General features: G+C 46.4%; 19 protein-coding genes. 11 read left to right on the forward strand and 8 right to left on the reverse strand.

What is annotated here, in order from left to right:
• Window positions 1-6: 6 nt before the first annotated feature.
• The 4 genes from recF to R7R24_RS19310 all read left to right on the forward strand — a co-directional run bounded on the left by recF (window position 7) and on the right by R7R24_RS19310 (window position 5,248).
• Entirely contained in the window at window positions 7-1,086 is a 1,080-nt protein-coding gene (gene recF / locus R7R24_RS19295) for a DNA replication/repair protein RecF (RefSeq protein WP_005378839.1), read from the forward strand.
• Between the two features lie 13 nt (window positions 1,087-1,099).
• Window positions 1,100-3,517 carry a DNA topoisomerase (ATP-hydrolyzing) subunit B gene (gyrB, locus tag R7R24_RS19300; RefSeq protein WP_005378841.1) on the forward strand — a complete coding sequence of 806 codons (2,418 nt, stop codon included), beginning with the start codon at window positions 1,100-1,102 and terminating at the stop codon, window positions 3,515-3,517.
• Between the two features lie 343 nt (window positions 3,518-3,860).
• The gene (locus R7R24_RS19305) at window positions 3,861-4,277 is read left to right on the forward strand and encodes a GreA/GreB family elongation factor (RefSeq protein WP_005378854.1); all 417 of its coding nucleotides are present in this window, start codon (window positions 3,861-3,863) and stop codon (window positions 4,275-4,277) included.
• A 533-nt stretch (window positions 4,278-4,810) separates the two neighbouring features.
• Window positions 4,811-5,248: an Hsp20 family protein gene (locus tag R7R24_RS19310; protein WP_005378857.1), complete on the forward strand. Its 438-nt coding sequence runs from the start codon at window positions 4,811-4,813 to the stop codon at window positions 5,246-5,248.
• A gap of 126 nt (window positions 5,249-5,374) precedes the next feature.
• Here the strand turns inward: R7R24_RS19310 and R7R24_RS19315 are convergent, their stop codons facing one another.
• The 4 genes from R7R24_RS19315 to glyQ form a co-directional block, all read right to left on the reverse strand.
• Window positions 5,375-6,628 carry a valine--pyruvate transaminase gene (locus R7R24_RS19315; RefSeq protein ID WP_005378868.1) on the reverse strand — a complete coding sequence of 418 codons (1,254 nt, stop codon included), beginning with the start codon at window positions 6,626-6,628 and terminating at the stop codon, window positions 5,375-5,377.
• A 229-nt stretch (window positions 6,629-6,857) separates the two neighbouring features.
• Window positions 6,858-8,942, reverse strand: coding sequence for an alpha-amylase (locus tag R7R24_RS19320; RefSeq protein WP_005378874.1), 2,085 nt, complete (start codon window positions 8,940-8,942; stop codon window positions 6,858-6,860).
• 217 nt (window positions 8,943-9,159) lie between these two features.
• Complete coding sequence (gene glyS, locus R7R24_RS19325) at window positions 9,160-11,226, reverse strand: glycine--tRNA ligase subunit beta (protein WP_005378875.1); 2,067 nt, start codon at window positions 11,224-11,226, stop codon at window positions 9,160-9,162.
• 13 nt (window positions 11,227-11,239) lie between these two features.
• A complete protein-coding gene (glyQ, locus tag R7R24_RS19330; protein ID WP_005383818.1) occupies window positions 11,240-12,157 on the reverse strand; it encodes a glycine--tRNA ligase subunit alpha in 918 nt (305 codons plus the stop codon).
• A 484-nt stretch (window positions 12,158-12,641) separates the two neighbouring features.
• On the opposite strand from glyQ, the gene R7R24_RS19335 reads away from it, so the two are divergent.
• Together R7R24_RS19335 and R7R24_RS19340 are read left to right on the forward strand one after the other, a co-directional pair.
• Window positions 12,642-13,196 carry a TMEM165/GDT1 family protein gene (locus tag R7R24_RS19335; protein WP_005378877.1) on the forward strand — a complete coding sequence of 185 codons (555 nt, stop codon included), beginning with the start codon at window positions 12,642-12,644 and terminating at the stop codon, window positions 13,194-13,196.
• A gap of 160 nt (window positions 13,197-13,356) precedes the next feature.
• Window positions 13,357-13,617, forward strand: a complete 261-nt coding sequence (locus R7R24_RS19340) for a hypothetical protein (RefSeq protein WP_005378878.1) — start codon at window positions 13,357-13,359, stop codon at window positions 13,615-13,617.
• A 44-nt stretch (window positions 13,618-13,661) separates the two neighbouring features.
• Here R7R24_RS19340 and tusA read toward each other — a convergent pair whose 3' ends face one another.
• The gene (gene tusA / locus R7R24_RS19345; RefSeq protein ID WP_005378879.1) at window positions 13,662-13,910 is read right to left on the reverse strand and encodes a sulfurtransferase TusA; all 249 of its coding nucleotides are present in this window, start codon (window positions 13,908-13,910) and stop codon (window positions 13,662-13,664) included.
• 133 nt (window positions 13,911-14,043) lie between these two features.
• On the opposite strand from tusA, the gene R7R24_RS19350 reads away from it, so the two are divergent.
• Together R7R24_RS19350 and R7R24_RS19355 are read left to right on the forward strand one after the other, a co-directional pair.
• Complete coding sequence (locus R7R24_RS19350; RefSeq protein ID WP_005378880.1) at window positions 14,044-14,226, forward strand: hypothetical protein; 183 nt, start codon at window positions 14,044-14,046, stop codon at window positions 14,224-14,226.
• A 168-nt stretch (window positions 14,227-14,394) separates the two neighbouring features.
• A complete protein-coding gene (locus R7R24_RS19355; protein ID WP_054579438.1) occupies window positions 14,395-15,339 on the forward strand; it encodes a LysR family transcriptional regulator in 945 nt (314 codons plus the stop codon).
• 52 nt (window positions 15,340-15,391) lie between these two features.
• Here R7R24_RS19355 and R7R24_RS19360 read toward each other — a convergent pair whose 3' ends face one another.
• From R7R24_RS19360 to fadB, 3 genes are all read right to left on the reverse strand, one after another.
• Window positions 15,392-16,372, reverse strand: a complete 981-nt coding sequence (locus tag R7R24_RS19360) for an MDR family oxidoreductase (RefSeq protein ID WP_054579437.1) — start codon at window positions 16,370-16,372, stop codon at window positions 15,392-15,394.
• Between the two features lie 250 nt (window positions 16,373-16,622).
• On the reverse strand, window positions 16,623-17,798 hold the full coding sequence (fadA, locus tag R7R24_RS19365; protein ID WP_054579436.1) for an acetyl-CoA C-acyltransferase FadA: 1,176 nt from the start codon (window positions 17,796-17,798) through the stop codon (window positions 16,623-16,625).
• 14 nt (window positions 17,799-17,812) lie between these two features.
• Entirely contained in the window at window positions 17,813-19,984 is a 2,172-nt protein-coding gene (fadB, locus tag R7R24_RS19370; RefSeq protein ID WP_054579435.1) for a fatty acid oxidation complex subunit alpha FadB, read from the reverse strand.
• 261 nt (window positions 19,985-20,245) lie between these two features.
• Between fadB and R7R24_RS19375 the strand changes: the two genes are divergently transcribed.
• The 3 genes from R7R24_RS19375 to hemG are packed head-to-tail and all read left to right on the forward strand — an operon-like array spanning window position 20,246 to window position 22,910.
• Complete coding sequence (locus R7R24_RS19375; protein ID WP_054579434.1) at window positions 20,246-20,869, forward strand: YigZ family protein; 624 nt, start codon at window positions 20,246-20,248, stop codon at window positions 20,867-20,869.
• Window positions 20,870-20,915: 46 nt separating this feature from the next.
• The gene (locus R7R24_RS19380) at window positions 20,916-22,373 is read left to right on the forward strand and encodes a TrkH family potassium uptake protein (protein WP_005378893.1); all 1,458 of its coding nucleotides are present in this window, start codon (window positions 20,916-20,918) and stop codon (window positions 22,371-22,373) included.
• A 9-nt stretch (window positions 22,374-22,382) separates the two neighbouring features.
• Window positions 22,383-22,910: a menaquinone-dependent protoporphyrinogen IX dehydrogenase gene (gene hemG / locus R7R24_RS19385; RefSeq protein ID WP_005378894.1), complete on the forward strand. Its 528-nt coding sequence runs from the start codon at window positions 22,383-22,385 to the stop codon at window positions 22,908-22,910.
• The last annotated feature ends 43 nt before the right edge of the window (window positions 22,911-22,953 follow it).

Consider the following 22,953-nt stretch of genomic DNA (forward strand, 5'->3'; position numbering starts at 1 on the left):
AACTGAATGCCTCTTTCTCGTCTCATCATTCAGCAGTTTCGAAACATTAAAGCCTGTGATATTGAGTTATCAGCAGGCTTTAACTTTCTTATCGGGCCGAACGGCAGCGGTAAAACCAGTGTCTTAGAAGCGGTTTATCTGCTCGGGCATGGCCGCTCATTCAAGAGCTCTCTCACCGGACGAGTGATACAAAATGAGTGTGACGAACTGTTTGTTCATGGTCGTTTTTTGAACTCGGATCAATTTGAGCTACCTATCGGCATTAATAAGCAGCGTGATGGCTCAACAGAGGTTAAAATAGGCGGTCAATCTGGACAAAAATTAGCGCAGTTGGCACAAGTTCTGCCTCTGCAGTTGATACACCCAGAAGGGTTTGATTTACTGACAGATGGCCCTAAACATCGTCGTGCGTTTATTGATTGGGGCGTGTTTCATACCGAGCCCGCTTTTTATCAAGCATGGGGAAGGTTCAAGCGCCTGAACAAGCAGCGCAACGCGTTGTTGAAAACCGCCAATAGTTATCGTGAGCTCAGTTATTGGGATCAGGAAATGGCAGGATTGGCTGAAAACATCAGCCAATGGCGAGCAAGTTACATCGAGCAGATGAAAACTGTCGCAGAAACTATCTGTCAGACATTTTTGCCAGAATTTGAGATCCAATTGAAGTATTATCGTGGCTGGGATAAAGACACTCCATACCACGAGATACTAGAAAAGAATTTTGAGCGTGATCAGGCATTGGGATACACCTTTAGTGGCCCAAACAAAGCTGATTTGCGCATTAAAGTGAACGGAACGCCCGTTGAAGATGTTCTGTCACGCGGTCAATTAAAACTCATGGTGTGTGCATTGCGTGTAGCGCAAGGGCAACACCTGACAGAGATGGCCGGTAAACAATGCATTTACCTAATTGATGACTTCGCGTCGGAATTAGATAGCCAACGTCGCAAGCGTCTTGCTGACTGCTTAAAAGAGACGGGCGCACAAGTATTTGTAAGCTCTATCACTGAAAGCCAAATCGCCGATATGTTGGACGATAACGGTAAATTGTTTCATGTGGAACATGGCAGGATAGAGTCAAACTAGAAGAGAGAAACTCATGTCTGAAAATTACGATTCATCGAGTATTAAGGTACTGAAGGGTCTGGATGCGGTACGTAAGCGTCCAGGAATGTACATCGGCGATACGGACGACGGCACCGGCCTTCACCACATGGTTTTCGAGGTGGTGGATAACTCAATTGATGAAGCGTTGGCAGGTCACTGTAAAGACATCGTTGTGACAATTCATGAGGATAACTCGGTTTCCGTTAGCGATGATGGTCGTGGCATTCCAACAGAAATCCACTCTGAGGAAAATGTCTCTGCAGCAGAAGTAATCATGACGGTTCTTCACGCGGGTGGTAAGTTCGACGATAACTCATACAAAGTATCGGGTGGTCTTCACGGTGTAGGTGTTTCAGTAGTAAACGCACTATCAGAGAAAGTTGAGCTAACGATTCATCGTGGTGGTCATATCCATACGCAAACCTACCGCCATGGTGAGCCTCAAGCGCCACTAGCCGTTGTGGGTGATACGGATAAAACCGGTACACAAATTCGTTTCTGGCCAAGTGCCGAGACGTTCTCTAACACTGAGTTCCACTATGACATTCTGGCGAAACGCCTGCGTGAACTGTCATTCCTGAACTCTGGTGTGTCGATCAAATTGGTTGATGAACGTGAAGCGGACAAACATGATCACTTCATGTATGAAGGTGGTATTCAAGCGTTCGTTGATCACCTAAACACCAACAAAACGCCAATCATCGAAAAAATCTTCCACTTTAACTCTGAGCGTGAAGACGGCATTTCAGTTGAAGTGGCGATGCAATGGAACGATGGTTTCCAAGAGAACATCTTCTGCTTTACCAACAATATCCCACAGCGTGATGGTGGTACTCATCTTGCTGGTTTCCGTGCTGCGCTAACACGTACATTGAACAGCTTTATGGATAAAGAAGGTTTCTCGAAGAAAGCGAAAACAGCGACTTCAGGCGACGATGCGCGTGAAGGTCTAACTGCGGTTGTTTCGGTGAAAGTGCCTGATCCTAAGTTCTCAAGCCAAACAAAAGACAAACTAGTTTCTTCTGAAGTGAAATCAGCTGTTGAGTCTGCAATGGGTGAAAAACTGTCTGAGTTCCTGATTGAGAACCCGACAGAAGCGAAGATGGTTTGTTCGAAAATCATCGATGCAGCACGTGCTCGTGAAGCAGCGCGTAAAGCTCGTGAAATGACGCGCCGTAAAGGTGCACTAGACCTAGCTGGCCTTCCAGGTAAACTTGCAGACTGTCAGGAAAAAGATCCGGCACTCTCTGAACTATACATAGTGGAGGGTGATTCGGCAGGCGGCTCCGCAAAACAAGGCCGTAACCGTAAGAACCAAGCGATCCTACCGCTAAAAGGTAAGATTCTTAACGTAGAAAAAGCACGTTTCGACAAGATGCTATCTTCTCAAGAAGTAGCAACACTGATCACCGCACTAGGTTGTGGTATCGGTCGTGACGAGTACAACCCGGACAAGCTTCGTTACCACAACATCATCATCATGACCGATGCCGATGTCGATGGTTCGCACATCCGTACGCTACTGTTGACCTTCTTCTACCGTCAAATGCCAGAGCTTATCGAGCGTGGCTATGTGTACATCGCTCAGCCACCACTATACAAAGTGAAAAAAGGCAAACAAGAGCAGTACATCAAAGATGAAGAAGCGATGAACCAATACCAAGTATCATTGGCTCTGGACAATGCATCGCTACACGTAAACGCAGAAGCACCAGCATTGGCTGGTGAAGCACTAGAGAAGCTTGTTCAACAGTACAATGCGGGTATTAAACTGGCGGAACGTATGAGCCGTCGTTACCCAAGTGCTTTGGTAAACGAGTTGATTTACACTCCTCGCCTAACGCCAGAGCAATGCCATGACGCATCAGTTGTGGAAGCGTGGACGAAGCAGCTTATTGAACAGCTGAATGCGAAAGAAGTGGGTGCAAGCCAGTACAGCTACGAAGTTGAGCAGCACGAAGAGCTAGGCTTAAACTTGCCTAAGATTGTGGTTCGTACTCACGGCGTGACGCACGAACATGCAATTAGCATCGACTTCCTAAACTCGAAAGAGTACGGCAAGTTGGCTGATCTATCAGAAGCACTTGATGGACTTCTGGAAGAAGGCGCGTACATCAAACGTGGTGAGCGTACTATGCCAGTGGCAAACTTTGCAGAAGCGCTTGACTGGTTAGTGAAAGAGTCAATGCGTGGCTTAAGCCGTCAGCGCTACAAAGGTCTAGGTGAGATGAACCCAGACCAACTTTGGGAAACCACCATGGACCCAGAAACTCGTCGTATGATGCAGGTAACGATTGAAGATGCGGTAGGCGCAGATCAACTGTTCACTACGCTAATGGGTGACCAAGTAGAACCTCGTCGTAACTTCATCGAAGAGAACGCACTGAAAGTAGCGAACCTAGACGTATAACGACACTGTTCGTGATAGTAAAAAGCAGCGAGAAATCGCTGCTTTTTTTGTTTTACCACCAGCTAAAATCGCCACTTTCTGCTAAAGCGGATGTTTTTCTGGTACTAACTGCCAACAACCCGATCAAGCCTGCCATTTTATTTCTGTTTTCTTTTTTTCTCGCCATTTTGTTCGCTTGAGCGTTTTTGCTTTCTTTTTTCTGCTCGCTATAGTGCTGAAGAGCTGATGAATAAGGAGACTAAGAAAATGGTGATGACTTTCCTGAACTAAGCCGGAAGTGATGCACTTCCGGTTCAATGCACTGAATTTATTTGTAAGACAAGGCATTAAGAAGGAAATAATCATGTTTGAACGCTGGTTCTCAGCGTACTGCTTGGCGCTGCGAACTTGGTGGTTAACCAGTCGCTTTTTAACCTATCAATCACCACTAAGGTTGTTATCGCTATTTGAAATCTGCGAGCAACAAGCCCATTGCCGTAACCGAGCTCGTATTGCGGTTGGGGACATGGTTCGCTTAGTGGATGTTGAACGCGCCTATCAATATCGCATGACATTGGTCAGCTCGCGTAAGGGGCAACCCATGACAGGTATGCTCGCGGTCGATTCTTATTTGGGGTCTCGACTGTTAGGTCGAGCTAAAAATGATGCGCTCGAAGTGGAAATTTTTAATCAGCGACGCTGCTTTGTGATTACTGAAATTGTTCATCAATCGCAGCCACCAGGTCAGAAAATGCTGTGTGGTTGTCTGTTGTGCCAATAAATAGAGGTGAAGTCATGAGTAAGAAAGAAAAGAAACAACCGCAGTTGAGTCTAAAAGAAAAGCGCAAACTAAAGCAGGAAAAGGCGGCAGAAAAGGGCGTTGTAAAAGCGCGTAAATCCTCCCGCAAGTAAAGTGTAGATTGAGCCCTCCAGAACGGCGGGCTTTTTATCACTGATCGCGAAGTGATGAGGAACTAAGCTGTTCAAGGGGATAGTGGATGCTTTAAAAATTTTTTATTTTTTCCCTTGAAAGTCATTTTTGACGACCTTATATCTAGTTATGAAGAGGGTGACTGGCTTGCTAGAGACTAGAAGACCAGCCCTCTGGAATCGCTAAAACGAGATCGCTCAGAAGAGGATATGGCGTTTTGGTACACAACTTAAACCTTTAGATTCAATATCATGTCTCCGAGCCAAACCAAGGCCAGTGGAATGATAAGAATCTCTTAGTTCGGCGTTGGTTTTTGCATAAACACGCCAGTAGGATGGAACTCATCTGAACTAAGACTATTGCTTAATTAAGAGGATAGATTTATGCGTAATGTAGATTTCTCACCACTATACCGTAATGCAATTGGCTTTGATCGTCTGCTAAACCTGATGGAAGCGAATACAGCGAAAAATACTTCTGGCGGTTACCCTCCATACAACATTGAGCAAAAAGACGAGCACAACTACCGTATTACTATGGCCGTTGCTGGCTTTGCTGAAGAACAGCTCGATCTGACTCAAAACGAAAACATGTTGATTGTGAAGGGCGAACGTAAAGCCGAAGAAGGCAAAAACTACGTTTACCAAGGTATTGCAGAACGCGATTTTGAACGTAAATTCCAGCTAGCGGATTACGTAAAAGTCGTGGGTGCATCAATGGAAAACGGTCTGCTTCATATCGATTTAGTTCGTGAAATCCCTGAAGCCATGCAACCACGTAAGATTGCTATCGGTGGTAACAACCTGATTGAGAACAACTAATCAGTTAACCACCCGGTTATAGAATGAGAAAGAGTGCCATATGGGCGCTCTTTTTAGTTTGGGGTTTTCAAATCCGCTATTTTAAAGCCGTAATTTCAAAGAGAAGAACGGCTGAGTTCAATCCGTCTATTTACCTTCGCGGTAAGCCTTTTCCACTTCTTCAGCGATAATCGCAATACCTTTTTGCATCATCTCATCATCTTGAACGTAGTTCATACGCAGGCATTGGTGCGCGTGATCCCACTCGTCTTGCTGACCAATAAAGAAATATTCACCAGGGACAATCAATACGCCACGCGCTTTCAAGCGTTGGTACAGTTCCATTGTTGTGATTGGCAGTTCATCAAACCATAACCACAAGAAGATAGCGCCTTCCGGCTTGTGGATGCGGAATCGCTCATCGGTAATTGCTTGTTGGAGCAGTTCAACCGCACGTTGTGATTTTTGCTTGTAGAACGGCTTAATCACCTCTGAACTCAGTTTAAGCAGATCACCTTTGCCAATTATATGGTTTGCTAGCGCTGGACCAACACTGCCCGGCGCTAGGCTGATGATGCCGTTCATATTGGTTAACGCTTGAGTGATTTCTTCACTCGCAATCACAATGCCACAACGCCCGCCCGGTAAACCAAGCTTAGATAGGCTCATGCATAGGATGGTGTTTTCATTCCAGAACGGTTCGACATCTTCAAAGATGATGTTCGGGAAAGGTAGACCGTAGGCGTTATCGATGATCAGTGGGATGTTGTTCTCACGTGCTAGCTTGTCCAGCTTACGTACTTCTTCATCTGTCAGTACATTACCCGTTGGGTTAGTTGGGCGAGACGCGCAGATTGCCGCAACAGAGTCGTCGACGGTTAGCTGCTCAAAATCGACGTGGTATTTAAACAGGCCGTTATCTAACAGCTCGATTTCTGGGTGGTAAGAGATAAAGATATCTTCATCAATGCCAGCATCACCATAACCGATGTATTCAGGCGCGATAGGCAGTAGCACTTTCTTGTGCGAACCGTCTGGCTGTTTACCTGCCAACAAGTTGAACAAGTAGAAAAAGCCACTTTGGCTACCGTTAGTTAGGCTGATGTTTTTTTCGGAAATATCCCAGCCGTAAGTTTCACGGAATAACTGAGCTAGCGCTTTGACGAACGCGTCTTTACCCTGCGGGCCATCGTAGTTGGCGAGGGCGGCGACGAGCTCCCCACTGGCGAGCATTTCCTCACTGGCTTGGTGAAAGTAATCGAGCATGGCAGGAATGGCGGCAGGATTACCTCCACCGAGCATGATGGCACCTGGTGTGCGCAGACCATCGTTCAAATCGTCCATTAACTGCGTAATACCTGAATACTGATTAAATTTTTCACCAAACTTTGAGAACTGCATGCTGACTTATACCTAATTCATTGTGATTGCTTTGTGTATGTTTATGCCGATGTTTTATCGGCTTATCGAGTAATCCTTGACCTTACCTCAATGTGTAATTAACGCAAAGTGTGAATTAAGCCGAAAAAGAAAAAAGTGCGTCATCAGACCAGAGGAACGAGACAAAAGGGCAAAAAGAACAATAAAAAAGGGAAGCTTATGCTTCCCTTGCTGGTGGAGAGAGTGTGATTTACTCACCGGTGTAAACAATCAGCACCTTGTCGTCTTGGTATTGGCGTTCGAACGCGTAGTAACCTTCTTGGTTGCGAGTGATGTGCTTACCTTGAGCTACCGCTGGGTGGCGTTTACGGAATTCGCCCAACTTTTGCCAATGTTGCAGTAGATCTTCTCGCTCGCCATGAATCTTATCCCATGGCATATCTGAGCGTGTGCCTTGGTGGGCGTCTGAACCAGTAATGCCAAAATCACGAGCTATCTCATCACCGTAATAGATCTGTACTGCACCGGGAGCCAGCATCAGTGCATTCGCGGCACGAGCTTGGTCATCAAAACTGCGGCTGCGAGCCGACCAAAACAGCTGTGTATCGTGTGAAGACAGGTAGCTCAACACATTGAACTCAGGATCGGTATTGATGCGTTCTGCATAACGGCGGTAATCATTATCAAGTTGAGCGAAACACTTCAGCGCTTTTGGTGCTACATCAGATTGGAACTCGAAGTTGATTATGGAGTCGAAGCCGTTATCGAAATACGGGCTTTTCACCACGCTGTGTGCCCATACTTCACCTGTCATCCAGAAAGGTAGGTCATCCAAGGCTTTGTCCGGGTTGTTTTGTTTCCATTGAGCAAGCGCTTGGGTGGTGCTGGCTTTCAACTCTGCCCACGCTTCCATTTCAACGTGTTTAGCGGTGTCGACACGGAAGCCGTCAATGCCATAGTCGCGCACCCAATCGGATAACCAGGTAATCAGGTGTTCACGCGGGGTTTGCAGCTCATCTTGCGCATTGGTGTCTTTATTGCGGAAGAAGTTTGGTAGTCCGGTTTTTTGAGTTGATTCGGTTTTGAGATCCGGTAGGTAGTTCAAAGACATGGTGATGTCGTTGTAGCCCGGCGCATCGTAGTCACCAATGTCGGTGCGGATCCAATCTTTGCCCCACCATTTATCCCACGCTTCGCTATCACCGTATTTGATGTAATCGTTGAAGCTGTGCCAGCTTTGTCCTGATTTTGGCTGCCAGTCGGTCCATTTTTCACCGAGGACTTCTTTGGCTTCTTGGTCATCTAGGTAAAGCTGACCAAAGCCGAATTCCTGCATGTCTGCTAATGTCGCATAACCTGTGTGGTTCATGACTACATCCCAAATCACGCGGATGCCTTTCTTATGGGCGGTATCGACGAAGGTTCTGAGTTCATCTTCGGTACCCATGTTGGCATCAAGCTTGGTCCAATCTTGGTGATAGTAGCCGTGGTAGCCATAGTGCTTAAAGTCGCCTTTATCGCCGCCACCAACCCAGCCGTGGATTTGTTCCAGTGGTGAAGTTATCCAGATAGCATTCACACCGAGTGATTCAATGTAATCGAGTTTTTTCGTTAGACCCGCTAAGTCACCACCGTGGAAGGTACCAATCTCGTATTTTCCATCTTTGCTGCGACCGTAGCTGTTGTCGTTGTCTGGGTTGCCATTGTAGAAGCGGTCGGTCATGACGAAGTACACCGTCGCGTTATCCCAGCTGAAAGGTTTATCGGCTTGCTGTTCAAGTTCTTCTAGCAGCAATAGACCTTGGCTCATAGGACCCGGTTGCATGGTGACGCTGCCATTGGCGACTGTGGCTTCTTGTCCGGTTAAGGCATCACGAACGACAGTGCCATCATTAAAGGTTTGAGCAACATTGATGGTTTTTGGCGTGTCAGTTGCGACAGGACAAGAGTAGGTGATGTCCTGACTCTGTTTTGGTTTGATTTTTACTGTCAGCTCGTTGGTGGTTGGATTGAGCGTAAATTGATAGGTATTGGCTTTGAAGATGCGCAGCGGCATTTGTGCATCAGTGGCGCAGTTATCCATTTTTAATGGACGATTGAATTTGATGCGATCTTCTTCTGCAAGAGCAAAGCTACTGCCACAGCTTTGCTTGCTGTCGGCAATGGTAAAGGTGTAGCTGCCTTTTTCGAGTTTTTGCTCGGCGACAAGTAAGCCCTGTGAGTTTTCCTCAAAAACAGCGGTATCATCACCAACGCTTAATACGATGGCATTTTCTGGAATCTGGCTGCAGGCGCTCAGTAGACCGATAGAGAGTGCGAGAATTGTTTTTTTCATTGTGTCCTTCCCCCGAATAAACAGTCCAGTTATAGCAAAACTGTGCCTCTACAATCCGAGCTCTACACCAACAAGTTAAACGCGTCTCACCCTACAAATTTTCGCCTTGTTCACAAAATGAATAATAAGCGTCACCTTCATCGGTTTGAAGGCAACAAAAAAGGGAAGCATCTGCTTCCCTTTTAGTTATTTCTTAATCACTTTGAAGAGTAATGAATTACTTTTGAAGCAAAGAAATGTCTGCGATCTGTAGGAACAGGTTACGCAGGTTGTTCAGTAGTGTCAGACGGTTCTTCTTAAGTGCTTCGTCGTCTGCCATTACCATTACGTTATCAAAGAACGCATCAACTGGTTCACGTAGGTCTGCTAGCTTGCTTAGGGCTTCTTGGTAGTTACCTGTAGCAAATGCTGGCTCTAGCGCTTCTGTCATTACTTCAACGCTTTCTGCTAGTGCTTTCTCTGCGTCTTCTTGTAGAAGTGCTAGGTCGATGTCTGCTGCTAGTTCGCCGTCGAATTTCGCTAGGATGTTACCTACGCGTTTGTTCGCTGCTGCTAGAGACTCTGCTGCTTCTAGTTCACGGAAGTGAGAAACCGCTTTAACTCGTTGGTCGAAGTCTGCTGGTTTCGTCGGACGACGAGCTAGAACCGCTTGAATGATGTCTACGCTGAAGCCTTCGTCTTGGTACCAAGCACGGAAACGACCAAGCATGAACTCGATAACGTCTTGTTCAACGTTGTCATTGGTTAGGCGGTCGCCAAACAGTGACTTCGCTTTCGCTACTAGGTCAACAAGATCTAGGTTGTAGCCGTATTCAACGATGATACGTAGTACACCTAGAGATGCGCGGCGTAGTGCGAATGGATCGCTGCCTTTAGGCGCTTGACCAATACCGAAGATACCTACGATAGTGTCTAGCTTGTCTGCCATTGCAACTGCAGTTGAAACACCGTTTGATGGCAGTTCATCACCTGCGAAACGAGGCATGTATTGCTCGTTCAGTGCTACTGCAACTTCTTCTGCTTCACCGTCGTGGCGAGCATAGTGCATACCCATAACACCTTGAGTATCCGTGAATTCGAATACCATTGAGGTCATTAGGTCACATTTTGCTAGTAGACCAGCACGCTTTGATTTCTCAACGTCAGCACCGATTTGCTCAGCAATGTAGCCAGCAAGCTCTGTGATGCGGTCTGTTTTGTCTTTGATCGTACCCAGTTGCTTTTGGAAGATCGCTTGCTCTAGTTCAGGCAGACGGTCGATAAGCGGACGCTTACGGTCTGTGTTGAAGAAGAATTCTGCGTCAGCAAGACGAGGGCGAACTACTTTCTCGTTACCTTCGATTACGTAACGAGGTTCTTTTGATTCGATGTTCGATACGAAGATGAAGTTAGGTAGTAGCTTCTTGTTTTCGTCGTAAACAGGGAAGTATTTTTGGTCACCTTTCATGGTGTAAACCAACGCTTCAGAAGGCACTTTTAGGAACTCTTCTTCGAACTTCGCTGTTAGTACTACTGGCCATTCAACCAGAGACGTTACTTCTTCTACTAGGTCATCTTCTAGGTCAGCGATACCGCCAACCGCTGCTGCCGCTTTTTGTGCGTCAGCTAGGATGATTGCTTTACGCGCTTCGTAATCTGCCATTACTTTACCGCGCTCTTCTAGGATCGCAGGGTATTGCTCAGCAGAATCGATAGTGAACTCTTGCTCACCCATGAAGCGGTGACCACGGATAGTGCGGTCAGAAGCAACACCAAGGATCTCGCCTTCGATTAGGTCGCTGCCCATTAGCATGGTTAGCGTCTTAACTGGACGGATGAACTGAGTTGTTTTGTTACCCCAGCGCATTGGTTTTGCGATAGGTAGGTTTGCTAGTGCTTTCGCTGCAAGTTCAACGACGATCTCAGACGTTGGCTGACCTTTCACTTCTTGTTTGAACAGTAGCCATTCACCTTTGTCTGTAACCATGCGTTCTGCTTGGTCAACAGTGATGCCACAACCGCGTGCCCAACCTTGAGCCGCTTTTGTTGGGTTGCCTTCCGCGTCAAACGCTGCAGAAACCGCAGGACCACGCTTTTCAACAACTTTGTCAGACTGGCTGTCTGCTAGTGCTGCGACTTTAAGTGCAAGACGACGAGGTGCCGCGAACCATTTCACGCCTTCGTGAGCAAGCTCAGCGCCTTTTAGTTCTGCTTCGAAGTTTGCTGCGAATGCTTCAGCTAGAGTGCGAAGTTGCGTTGGTGGTAGCTCTTCTGTACCTAGCTCGATTAGAAATTCTTTTGCCATGTTACTCTACCCCTTACGCTTGTTCTTTCTTACACATTGGGAAGCCAAGAGCTTCACGCGATGCGTAGTATGCTTCTGCAACTGCTTTAGTCAGGTTGCGGATGCGTAGGATGTAACGTTGGCGTTCAGTTACTGAGATCGCTTTACGTGCGTCTAGTAGGTTGAATGCGTGACCGGCTTTTAGGATGCGCTCGTAAGCAGGTAGTGGCAGTGGCTTTTCAAGCTCAAGTAGCTCTTTACACTCTTTTTCACACTGTTCGAAGAAGCCAAATAGGAATTCAACGTCTGCGTGCTCGAAGTTGTAAGTCGATTGCTCTACTTCATTTTGGTGGAAGATGTCACCGTAAGTCACTTTGCTGCCGTCTGGTGCGATGTTCCAAACTAGGTCGTAAACAGAGTCTACTTCTTGGATGTACATTGCTAGACGTTCGATACCGTAAGTGATCTCACCAGTTACTGGCTTACACTCAAGACCACCAACTTGCTGGAAGTAAGTAAACTGAGTCACTTCCATGCCGTTTAGCCAAACTTCCCAGCCCAGACCCCATGCGCCTAGTGTTGGGTTTTCCCAGTTGTCTTCTACGAAACGGATGTCGTGTACAAGAGGGTCAATACCAAGAACTTCAAGGGAGCCAAGGTACAACTCTTGAATATTGTCAGGCGATGGTTTTAGCGCTACTTGGAATTGGTAGTAGTGCTGAAGACGGTTAGGGTTTTCACCGTAACGGCCATCAGTAGGACGACGTGAAGGTTGTACGTAAGCTGTCGACATTGGCTCTGGGCCAAGCGCTCGTAGACAGGTCATTGGGTGAGAGGTACCCGCACCCACTTCCATATCTAGCGGTTGAACAATGGTACAACCATTTTGAGCCCAATAATCCTGCAGCGCGAGGATCATTCCCTGGAAGGTTTTGATATCGTATTTTTGCATAAGTCAGGTTCGCGCGATTCTCTTGTTACTCGTTAATTCGTCATCTATGCCGAGTTTTTCAACTCTAACAACGGCGATAAAGAGTAATTACGGTTGAATAAATTAACAATCTAGTATAACCAGATATTGAGCATGGGAGTAGAGCTAATCTTGATTAATTCGTGGGCGATTTTCTCCTTTAATGAATTTTTACCGCGTTATCTGCTGTATTTTTCCTAAAAGGGAGTTTTCGCCTGCTTTGGCTCTTGAGAAGCGCAACAAAGGTGGCTAGAATTGCGCCTGTCTTTGGGGAGTAGCTTACCTGATGAAGTTTCTGTTTCATCTGGTTCGTCCGTCAACATAATTGGTGCAAAATCACCATGGCGTTCGAGACTTGAAGCCTTTCAAGTTTAGCAAGACCTTAGACAAATCATCACGAACCGGGGTAGGGGCGTGAGGTTTGTCTTCGGTTAAAAATAATAATCCCTGCCCCAATGAGCATGTCGTGAGCGTTTTAGCTATTTCAATTACTACTGTAGCGTTAGCAGAAATTGGCGATAAGACCCAATTGCTATCTCTATTACTCGCAAGTCGTTACCGAAAACCAATCCCAATTATTGCAGCAATCTTTTTGGCAACTATTGCCAACCACGCTTTGGCTGCATGGTTAGGTGTGGTTGTCGCAGACTATCTATCACCTGAGATTTTAAAGTGGGTGTTGGTGGTCAGTTTTGTCGCGATGGCGGCTTGGGTTCTGATCCCGGACAAACTGGATGATGACGAGCAGATTTCTAATCGAGGCCCATTTATTGCCAGCTTTATCGCGTTCTTCGTTGCGGAGATAGGCGATAAAACTCAGATCGCCACTTCCATCTTAGGGGCGCAATACGCGGATGCGTTAAGTTTGGTGATTATCGGTACCACAATCGGTATGCTGCTGGCGAATGTACCTGTGGTCCTGATTGGTAAATTGTCGGCCGACAAGATGCCTTTAGGGCTGATCCGTAAAATCACCGCATTTTTGTTTATTGCTCTGGCAATAGGGGCTGCACTGTTCTGATTTTTTGCACGTGAAATGATGTGAGTTATCAATCATTAGTAGCGTGCTGCGCGAGTTCAAACTCTGACTCTAAATCGTTCCGTTGCGTGACGGATGACATATAAGTGTCATACTTGTCATGGTAGTTTAATGGTGTGAATGATAGCGAGAGGGCAAGTTTATGCTTACACGTTACATGGGGATGTCCCCGAAGAGTCAGAGTTATTTATTCACTTTTGGTTTAGCGCTGTGTTTACTAGCGATGGTGCTAACTGATATGTGGTTACCGATTGTAGCAGGATCGTTCGTTCTTACTGGATTGACAGTAGAAGCGTGGATTCGTGTCGCTCACATCATTCCTATGCATGAAGAGATGCGGGCAATGAAGAAACAACTTAACAAGCTCCAATCAGAAGTTCGCACACTCGAATACGACGAATAAACAAACGGCAGCCAATATTGGCTGCCGTTTTTAGTTCGACCAAATTATTCCAATCCTTTCTTGATCAGGTACTGATACGGAACTTGCTCCGTTTGTGCCGCAACTAATTGGTGGTCCATAAAGCGGCAGAAACTCGGAATGTCTCGAGTTGTGGATGGATCGTCTGCTTTGACCAGCAAAATCTCACCATCTTGCATGTTGCGAATTGTCTTCCTGACCATCATCACTGGCTCTGGGCAGCGCAGTCCTTCCGCCTCTAATGTCTTGTTTGCCAGTTCAGGATTAAAGCTCATAGTGTGATTCTCGTAACTAACTGAGCGTTGAATTTTACTTTCGTTGAAAAAATATTCAATAACCACTTGGCAAACCGAATTTTTTGCTTTACCTTAAATTAACAATTTGGTAACAACTGGCAAGGGAGAGGCAATGTTAACAGCGTTAGACAGACTTACGATTTACTCAGTGCTGTGTTTTATCTCGTTTTGTGCATTGGTACTCAGGACGCCAGCTGACACCTCTTTGACGCCTCTAGTAGGCATGGTTGCCACTATTATTGGGATTTGGATCGAGATGCGCAGATGGTCTGGCGCATCTGAGCAAGAAAATTAGCGCTTCTTGCTTGGATCAGAATGCTTTTAATAACGCTCACCTATTTTTTACCGACACTTCATTCCGACACTATCCCCATTTTTCTTGGGCTTCCCCGCTGAAAGGCGGGATTTTTTTTGCCTAAAGAGTACAATTTACCCAAACACATACAAAATAAGTGGCTAATTCGTGGAACTGGAAGATATCTATCGCCGAGATTTAAATTTACTGGTTGCGTTGCGAGTACTGATAGAAGAAAACAGTGTCAGTAAGGCGGCAACACGTCTGAACTTGAGTCAATCGGCAATGAGTCGTGTGCTTGGTCGTCTACGCGACTTATTGGGAGACCCGCTGTTTACTCGTCAGGGACAGCATTTGATCCCAACTCAGAAAGCGTTAGAGATCGATCGCTCATTGGGCGAACCATTAGAGTCTTTACGTCAGTTGTTATCTCCGGTTGAGTTTGACCCATTGCAATGCGTACAGACTTTCAACATCGTGACCACCGACTATGCCATGCAAACAATCTTACCGTTCGCTTTGCCGAGAATTTACCAAGAAGCGCCAAACGTGTCTTTCAACTTCTTACCACTGCAACACGACCGTTTATCAGATCAGCTCACTTATGAAGGTGCAGACTTAGCGATTTGTCGCCCGACAGGCCCGGTGGAGACTCTACGCAGTGAAGTGTTGGGGCGAGTGGGGGTGCTGTGTATGCTTTCAAAACAGCATCCATTAGCGGATAAAGAAATGAGCTTGGATGATTATCTGAGTCATCCACATGCCATGATCGCCATCAGTGATGGTGTTAAGGCACTGATCGAACAAGCTTTGATGGAGAAACCTAAGCGTAAAATGGTTCTGCGGGCTTATCATTTAGAAGCCGCATTGGCGATCATGGATACCTTGCCAATTATCATCACAGTGCCAGCGGACTTGGCGTATCTGGTTGCCGAGCGTTATGACTTGGTGGTGAAACCGTTACCATTCCAATTCACGCCGTTTGAATACTCGATGATTTGGCATGCGCGTTGCGAGCATTCTCCCGCTCAAGAATGGTTAAGAACGATTGTGCGTGAAGAGTGTAGCCGTCTGATAGCTAAACGTATCGAAGATATGGGACTGAACTGCTAACAAAAAAGAGCCAGCAATGCCGGCTCTTCGTCTGTTTACACTGAGTCAGTGTTTATAGCTTGATAACCACACGACCCGTTACTTGACCGTTGGTGATGTCTTCTGCATATTTTGGTGCTTCAGCAAGAGCAACTTCAGTACACGCTTGCTCGAAGTAGCTGTCTGGTAGTAGCTCGACCAGCTTTTCCCATGCAGCGATACGTTTCTCTGTTGGGCACATTACTGAGTCCACACCTTGTAGGCGAACATTACGTAGGATGAACGGCATCACTGTGGTTGGTAGATCAAAACCACCAGCAAGACCACAAGCTGCAACTGCACTGTTGTAATCCATTTGCGCCAATACTTTTGCTAGTACTTTGCTTCCTACAGTATCAACCGCACCTGCCCATACTTGTTTTTCAAGCGGACGTGCTGGTTCTTCAAATTCAGTACGGTCGATGATGCGGCTAGCACCTAGTTTTTCAAGTAGCGGGCCGTTTTTCTCTACACGACCTGTCACTGCAGCAACTTTGTAGCCAAGCTGTGCTAGAAGCGTTACTGCGACTGAGCCTACACCGCCACTTGCGCCAGTTACTAGGATTTCGCCATCTTCAGGTTTGATGCCTGCATCAAGCAGTGCTTGAACACACAGCATACCAGTGAAGCCAGCAGTACCAACCATCATTGCTTTCTTGCTGTCTAGACCTTTTGGTAGTGGTACTAGCCAATCCGCTTTTAGACGAGCACGCTGAGACATACCACCCCAGTGGTTTTCACCCACGCCCCAGCCAGTAAGGACAACTTTGTCACCAGCTTGGTAGCGGTCGTCTTCTGAGCTTACTACCGTACCTGCTAGGTCAATACCTGGCACCATCGGGAAGTTACGGATGATTTTACCTTTACCTGTGATCGCAAGACCGTCTTTGTAGTTTAACGATGAGTAATCAACGTCAATCAGAACGTCGCCTTCAGGCAGTTGTGTTTCATCGATTTGCTCGATGTTAGCGATAGTACGTTTGTCTTCTTGATTTAGAACTAGAGCATTAAACATAAGGTTCTCCGATTGTGCGGTAGCATGACTCTGGGTCACATGCAGCAAGATATCAACTGGTCTAAGTGTATGTCTTCTTTGTCTATGAATAAAATGAAACTTGAGCATTTAATGTATGCTCTTCATGCATGTTTGATGTAAAACAAAGGGCGACATCAATTGTCGCCCTTAAGTGTAATACTAAAAATTTTAGTACTAGTTCATTTGCTTATGATTGTTGGCTCGATCACTACAACAACGTCTTGAACTGTTATGGTCGTTCAAATACTGTCGCAATGCCCTGACCCAAACCGATACACATGGTGGCCAGACCGTATTTCGCGTCTTTCGCTTCCATTAGGTTGATCAACGTTGTTGAGATACGTGAACCAGAACAGCCGAGTGGATGACCCAATGCTATCGCACCACCGTTAAGGTTGACCTTCTCATCCATAACATCAAGCAGGCCTAAGTCTTTAGCACACGGCAGAGACTGCGCGGCAAATGCTTCGTTTAGCTCAACCACATCCATGTCTTCAATTGAAAGATCGGCACGCTTGAGCGCTTTTTTCGTCGCAGGTACAGGACCGTAACCCATGATAGAAGGATCGCAGCCCGCAATGGCCATACCTTTAATGCGTGCACGAATCTTCAAGCCAAGCTCATTGGCTTTCTCTTCACTCATGATCAACATCGCTGATGCACCATCGGACAGAGCCGATGATGTACCGGCTGTTACTGTACCGTTTGCTGGGTCGAACACTGGGCGAAGTTGAGATAGACCTTCAACGGATGTTTCAGGGCGAATCACTTCGTCGTAATCCAGAGTGAACAGTGTGCCGTCTGCTGCGTGGCCTTCAATTGGTAGAATTTCGTTTTTAAAACGACCCTCTACGGTTGCTGCGTGCGCACGAGCGTGAGAGCGAGCGGCAAACTCGTCTTGTTGCTCACGGCTAATGCCATGTAATTTACCCAGCATTTCAGCCGTTAAGCCCATCATGCCCGCAGCTTTTGCTACGTTCTTTGACATACCTGGGTGAAAGTCTACACCGTGGTTCATTGGCACATGCCCCATGTGCTCAACACCACCAATTAGGCAGATTTCAGCATCGCCAGTCATGATGGCACGTGTACCATCGTGAAGCGCTTGCATTGATGAGCCACACAAGCGGTTCACCGTCACGGCGCCAATTTCAATCGGCAGACCAGCAAGCAGCGCCGCATTACGTGCAACGTTAAAGCCTTGCTCTAGTGTTTGCTGTACACAGCCCCAGTAGATGTCTTCAATCTCGCTTGGGTTCACTTGTGGGTTACGCGCAAGAATGCCTTTCATTAGGCGCGCAGATAGATCTTCTGCTCGTGTATGACGGAAAGCACCACCTTTAGAGCGACCCATTGGAGTACGTAGACAATCGACTACGACAACATTTCTTGTTTGATTAGTCATTTTAGAATCCCTCCTTAGATAGAACCTTGCTGTTGTGCACCGTAAAAGCTTTCACCTTTCGCCGCCATATCAATCAGCATTTGCGGTACTTGGTACATCGCACCTAGCTCGGCGTGTTGTTTTGCCATTTCAACGTATTCAGCAATACCCACGCTGTCTAGATAGCGGAATACGCCACCGCGGAATGGAGGGAAACCAAGACCATAAACCAATGCCATATCTGCTTCCTGCGGAGTTGCGATGATGCCTTCTTGTAGGCACAGCACCACTTCGTTGATCATTGGAATCATCATACGTTGAATGATGGTCTGATCGTCAAAGTCCTGCTTATCGGCACAAACGTCAGCAAGTACCGGTAAGATCGCTTCGGAGAAGGTTTTCTTCGGCTTACCTTTTTTATCTATGGTGTAGCTGTAGAAGCCATTACCATTTTTCTGACCATATTTGTCTGCTTCGAACAGTGCATCAATCGCATCACGACCTTGTTTACCCATACGCTCAGGGAAACCGTCAGCCATCACAGCTTGTGCGTGGTGCGCGGTATCAATGCCGACTACGTCAAGCAAGTACGCCGGTCCCATCGGCCAGCCAAATTTACGCTCCATGACTTTGTCGATTTTCGTAAAGTCAGCACCATCACGAAGTAGCATGCTGAAGCCGCCAAAGTATGGGAACAATACGCGGTTAACGAAGAACCCTGGGCAGTCATTAACGACAATTGGTGATTTGCCCATTTTCGCAGCATACGCCACAACACGATTGATGGTTTCATCAGAGGTATGCTCACCACGGATGATCTCAACAAGAGGCATACGATGCACTGGGTTGAAGAAGTGCATACCACAGAAGTTTTCTGGGCGTTTTAGTGATTTTGCCAATAGGTTGATAGGAATCGTCGAGGTGTTTGAGGTGATAACGGTGTCGTCACCGACATGGGATTCAACTTCACTTAAAACTGCTGCTTTTACTTTCGGGTTTTCAACGACAGCTTCAACAATCACATCAGAGTTTTCAATACCTGCGTAATGTAGGCTCGGTGTGATTGACGCTAAAATACCCGCCATCTTAAAGCCATCAATGCGACCGCGAGATAAGCGTTTATTCAGCAGCTTAGATGCTTCAGTCATGCCTAGGTCGAGCGACGCTTGCGCGATGTCTTTCATTAAGACAGGCACACCTTTTAGCGCTGATTGGTAAGCAATGCCGCCACCCATGATACCTGCACCTAACACGGCTGCACGTTGCGTGTCTTTACTTGCTGACTTCGCTGCTTTTTTCGCAATGCCTTTGATGTATTGATCATTAAGGAATAGGCCAACGAGTGATTTTGCTTCTTCCGATTTAGCCAATTTCACGAAGTGCTTACGTTCAATGTCTAACGCTTCATTACGTGCAAAGCGAGCACCTTCTTCAATCGTGATAACGGCTGTCATTGGGGCAGGGTAGTGAGGGCCTGCTTTTTGTGCCACCAGACCCTTCGCCATGGTGAAACTCATCATTGATTCAAGCTTACTCAGCGTTAGCGGAGATGTTTTCTGTGCTCGGCGTGCTTGCCAGTCAAGTTTCTCGTTAATTGCAGAGTTAAGAGTTTGTAGTGCTGATTCGTATAAAGCATCAGTCTCTACAACTGCATCGAGTAAGCCAATTTTCAATGCTTCATCCGCACGGCATGCTTTACCTTGGGTGATGATTTCCATTGCGCTGTCTGCGCCAATAACGCGAGGTAAGCGTACACAACCACCAAAGCCAGGCATGATTCCCAGTTTCGTTTCTGGTAGGCCGATGCTGGTGGTTTTGTCACCAATACGCATGTCTGTTGCTAGCACACATTCACAACCGCCACCAAGAGCGTGGCCTTTGATCACTGAGATGGTCGGAACGGGTAAGTCTTCTAATTTGTTAAAGATGCTATTAGCAAATTGCAGCCATTGGTCGAGCTCGGCATCCGTTTTAGCAAACAGACCTAAAAACTCGGTAATGTCTGCGCCTACAATGAATGCGTCTTTATCTGAAGTGAGCAACAACCCCTTGAGGCCTTGATGGGCAATGAGCGCATCAAGAGCTTTATCTAGCGATTCCAATGTCGCTAGGTCGAGTTTGTTGACGGATTTTGGAGAGCAGAAGCTTAGCTCTGCAATACCATCTTGTATTTCCTTTACCTGTAGGGTTTCGGCTTGGTAAATCATTGTCTATCTCCATGACATACAATCGTGGATTGTCTGTATACCTATTTCAACGACGCCGTGTACCTCGGCAAATAGGTATCGAGGAAGTCGTTTTATTTTTGTTCTGGTTTGACCAGTAAAGTTAGTTTGGATCGTGGATTGTCTAATTTCAATACATTTTTTAAACAAGTGTTTAACATTGTGCGCTGTGGCAGATCTTATGCGACGGGTAAATCACACTCGTGATAGACTTCAGGCAAATAAACCTGAATCCATAATCCTATGAATGACAAGCCTTATCTGATTCCAGCAGAGCCCGCTCAATTTGAAGAAGAAATTAAAAAGAGCGTCTTCATTACTTATTTGGCACACACGCCAAGTATCGAAGCTGCAAAAGCATTTGTTGATCAAATCAAAGCTAAACACGCTGATGCTAGACATAACTGTTGGGGCTTTGTTGCTAGTCGACCAGAAGATTCGATGCAGTGGGGCTTTAGTGATGATGGAGAACCTTCAGGGACGGCAGGTAAACCGATCCTTGCTCAGCTGTCTGGATCTGGTGTGGGGGAGATCACGGCTGTGGTCACGCGATACTCTGGTGGAATCAAGTTAGGTACAGGCGGCTTGGTTAAAGCGTATGGGGGTGGGGTACAACAAGCGCTCAAGCTGCTTCAAACTATTGAGAAAAAAATAACCACAAAGCTCAGACTAACGTTAGACTATGGGTTTATGCCGATCGCACAATCAATCATGCCGAAATTTGGTGCGATAGAAGTCGAGGCTGAATACAGCGATCAGGTCGTATTAGTGGTGGAAATTGAGCTTCGAGAAGTGAGCGCGTTTACCCAAGCAATCATTAATAAAAGCGGGGCAAAGGCAATTGTCACTCCGCTAGACGGACAATAATGAAAAACAGGAAGCAACAGGGACAGCTTCGCTAGTCAATTTATCCATGCAATTTCGTTCAATTATTCGAATCGTCGGGCTACTGCTCGCACTCTTTAGTGTCACTATGCTTGCGCCAGCACTCGTTGCGCTGATCTATCGAGATGGTGCTGGTGTGCCTTTTGTCACGACATTTTTTGTTCTGCTGTTTTGTGGGGCCGTTTGTTGGTACCCAAACCGCAGGTATAAGCACGAGCTTAAAGCTCGAGATGGCTTTCTTATTGTCGTCTTATTCTGGACAGTACTTGGCAGTGCAGGCTCGATCCCCTTTCTCATTGCTGACAACCCGAACGTCTCAGTGACAGATGCGTTTTTTGAATCGTTTTCTGCTCTCACGACGACCGGGGCGACCGTTATTGTTGGTTTGGATGAGTTACCTAAAGCGATTCTATTCTATCGACAGTTACTGCAGTGGTTCGGCGGTATGGGAATCATCGTATTAGCGGTGGCGATTTTGCCAGTACTTGGCATTGGTGGTATGCAGCTTTACCGCGCCGAGATCCCTGGTCCAGTCAAGGACACTAAAGTGACGCCGCGCATAGCAGAAACTGCTAAGGCGCTTTGGTACATCTATTTGAGCCTGACTATCGCCTGTGCTTCGGCTTTTTGGTTAGCTGGTATGACGCCATTTGACGCCATCAGTCACAGCTTTTCCACCATTGCTATTGGCGGCTTCTCTACCCACGATGCCAGCATCGGATATTTTGATAGTTACGCGATTAACCTGATTACTGTGGTTTTTCTGCTTATATCTGCATGTAATTACACACTGCACTTTGCTGCATTTGCATCAGGTGGCGTACATCCCAAGTATTACTGGAAAGATCCTGAGTTTCGCGCCTTCTTGTTTATTCAAGTGCTGCTATTTATCATTTGCTTTCTATTATTACTGAAACATCATTCTTACACATCGACATACGATGCTTTCGATCAGGCTCTGTTCCAAACCGTATCAATATCCACAACAGCGGGCTTTACGACAACAGGTTTTGCGGATTGGCCGCTCTTCTTACCTGTGCTGTTATTGTTCTCTTCCTTTATAGGTGGTTGTGCTGGTTCAACAGGCGGCGGCATGAAAGTGATCCGTATCCTGCTTCTTACCTTACAAGGTGCGCGTGAACTAAAACGTTTAGTCCATCCACGCGCGGTTTACACCATCAAAGTAGGTGGCAGTGCCCTACCGCAACGTGTTGTCGATGCGGTTTGGGGTTTCTTCTCCGCATACGCATTGGTATTTGTGGTTTGTATGTTGGGGTTGATTGCAACAGGAATGGATGAGCTCAGTGCGTTCTCGGCGGTGGCTGCGACTCTGAACAACCTCGGTCCTGGCTTGGGAGAAGTGGCGCTTCACTTTGGTGATGTTAACGACAAAGCAAAATGGGTATTAATAGTTTCTATGCTGTTTGGTCGTTTGGAAATCTTTACCTTACTTATTCTACTTACGCCGACGTTTTGGCGTAGCTAAGGGGAAATCGTGGCAAAAGCATTATTTCTATACTCTTCCCGCGAAGGGCAGACTAAAAAAATTCTCCACTATATAGATGAACAACTTCCAGATTTCGATTGTGAGCTGGTGGATTTACATAATGTCGAGACGATTGACTTCAGCCAATACGACAGAGTATTGATAGGCGCCTCTATTCGCTATGGCCATCTTAATAAAAAGCTATACCAGTTTATTGAGCGAAACCTCAATCAATTGGAGCAAAATAAAGTGGCATTTTTCTGCGTAAACCTAACCGCTCGTAAAGAGGACCAAGGAAAGGATACACCTGAAGGTAGTGCCTACATTCGCAAGTTCCTAATTAAGTCGCCTTGGAAACCAACGCTAATCGGTGTTTTTGCTGGTGCACTTTATTACCCACGTTATAGCTGGTTCGACAGAACTATGATTAGGTTCATTATGTCGATGACGGGTGGCGAAACCGATACGACCAAAGAGGTGGAGTACACCAATTGGGAAAAAGTGGCTCTTTTCGCAGATAAATTTAGAGAACTGTAGAAATAACGTGCTCTTTTGACCGCTTTTGATGCAAATTTATCCG

This window comes from Vibrio sp. 704, from assembly GCF_033339295.1.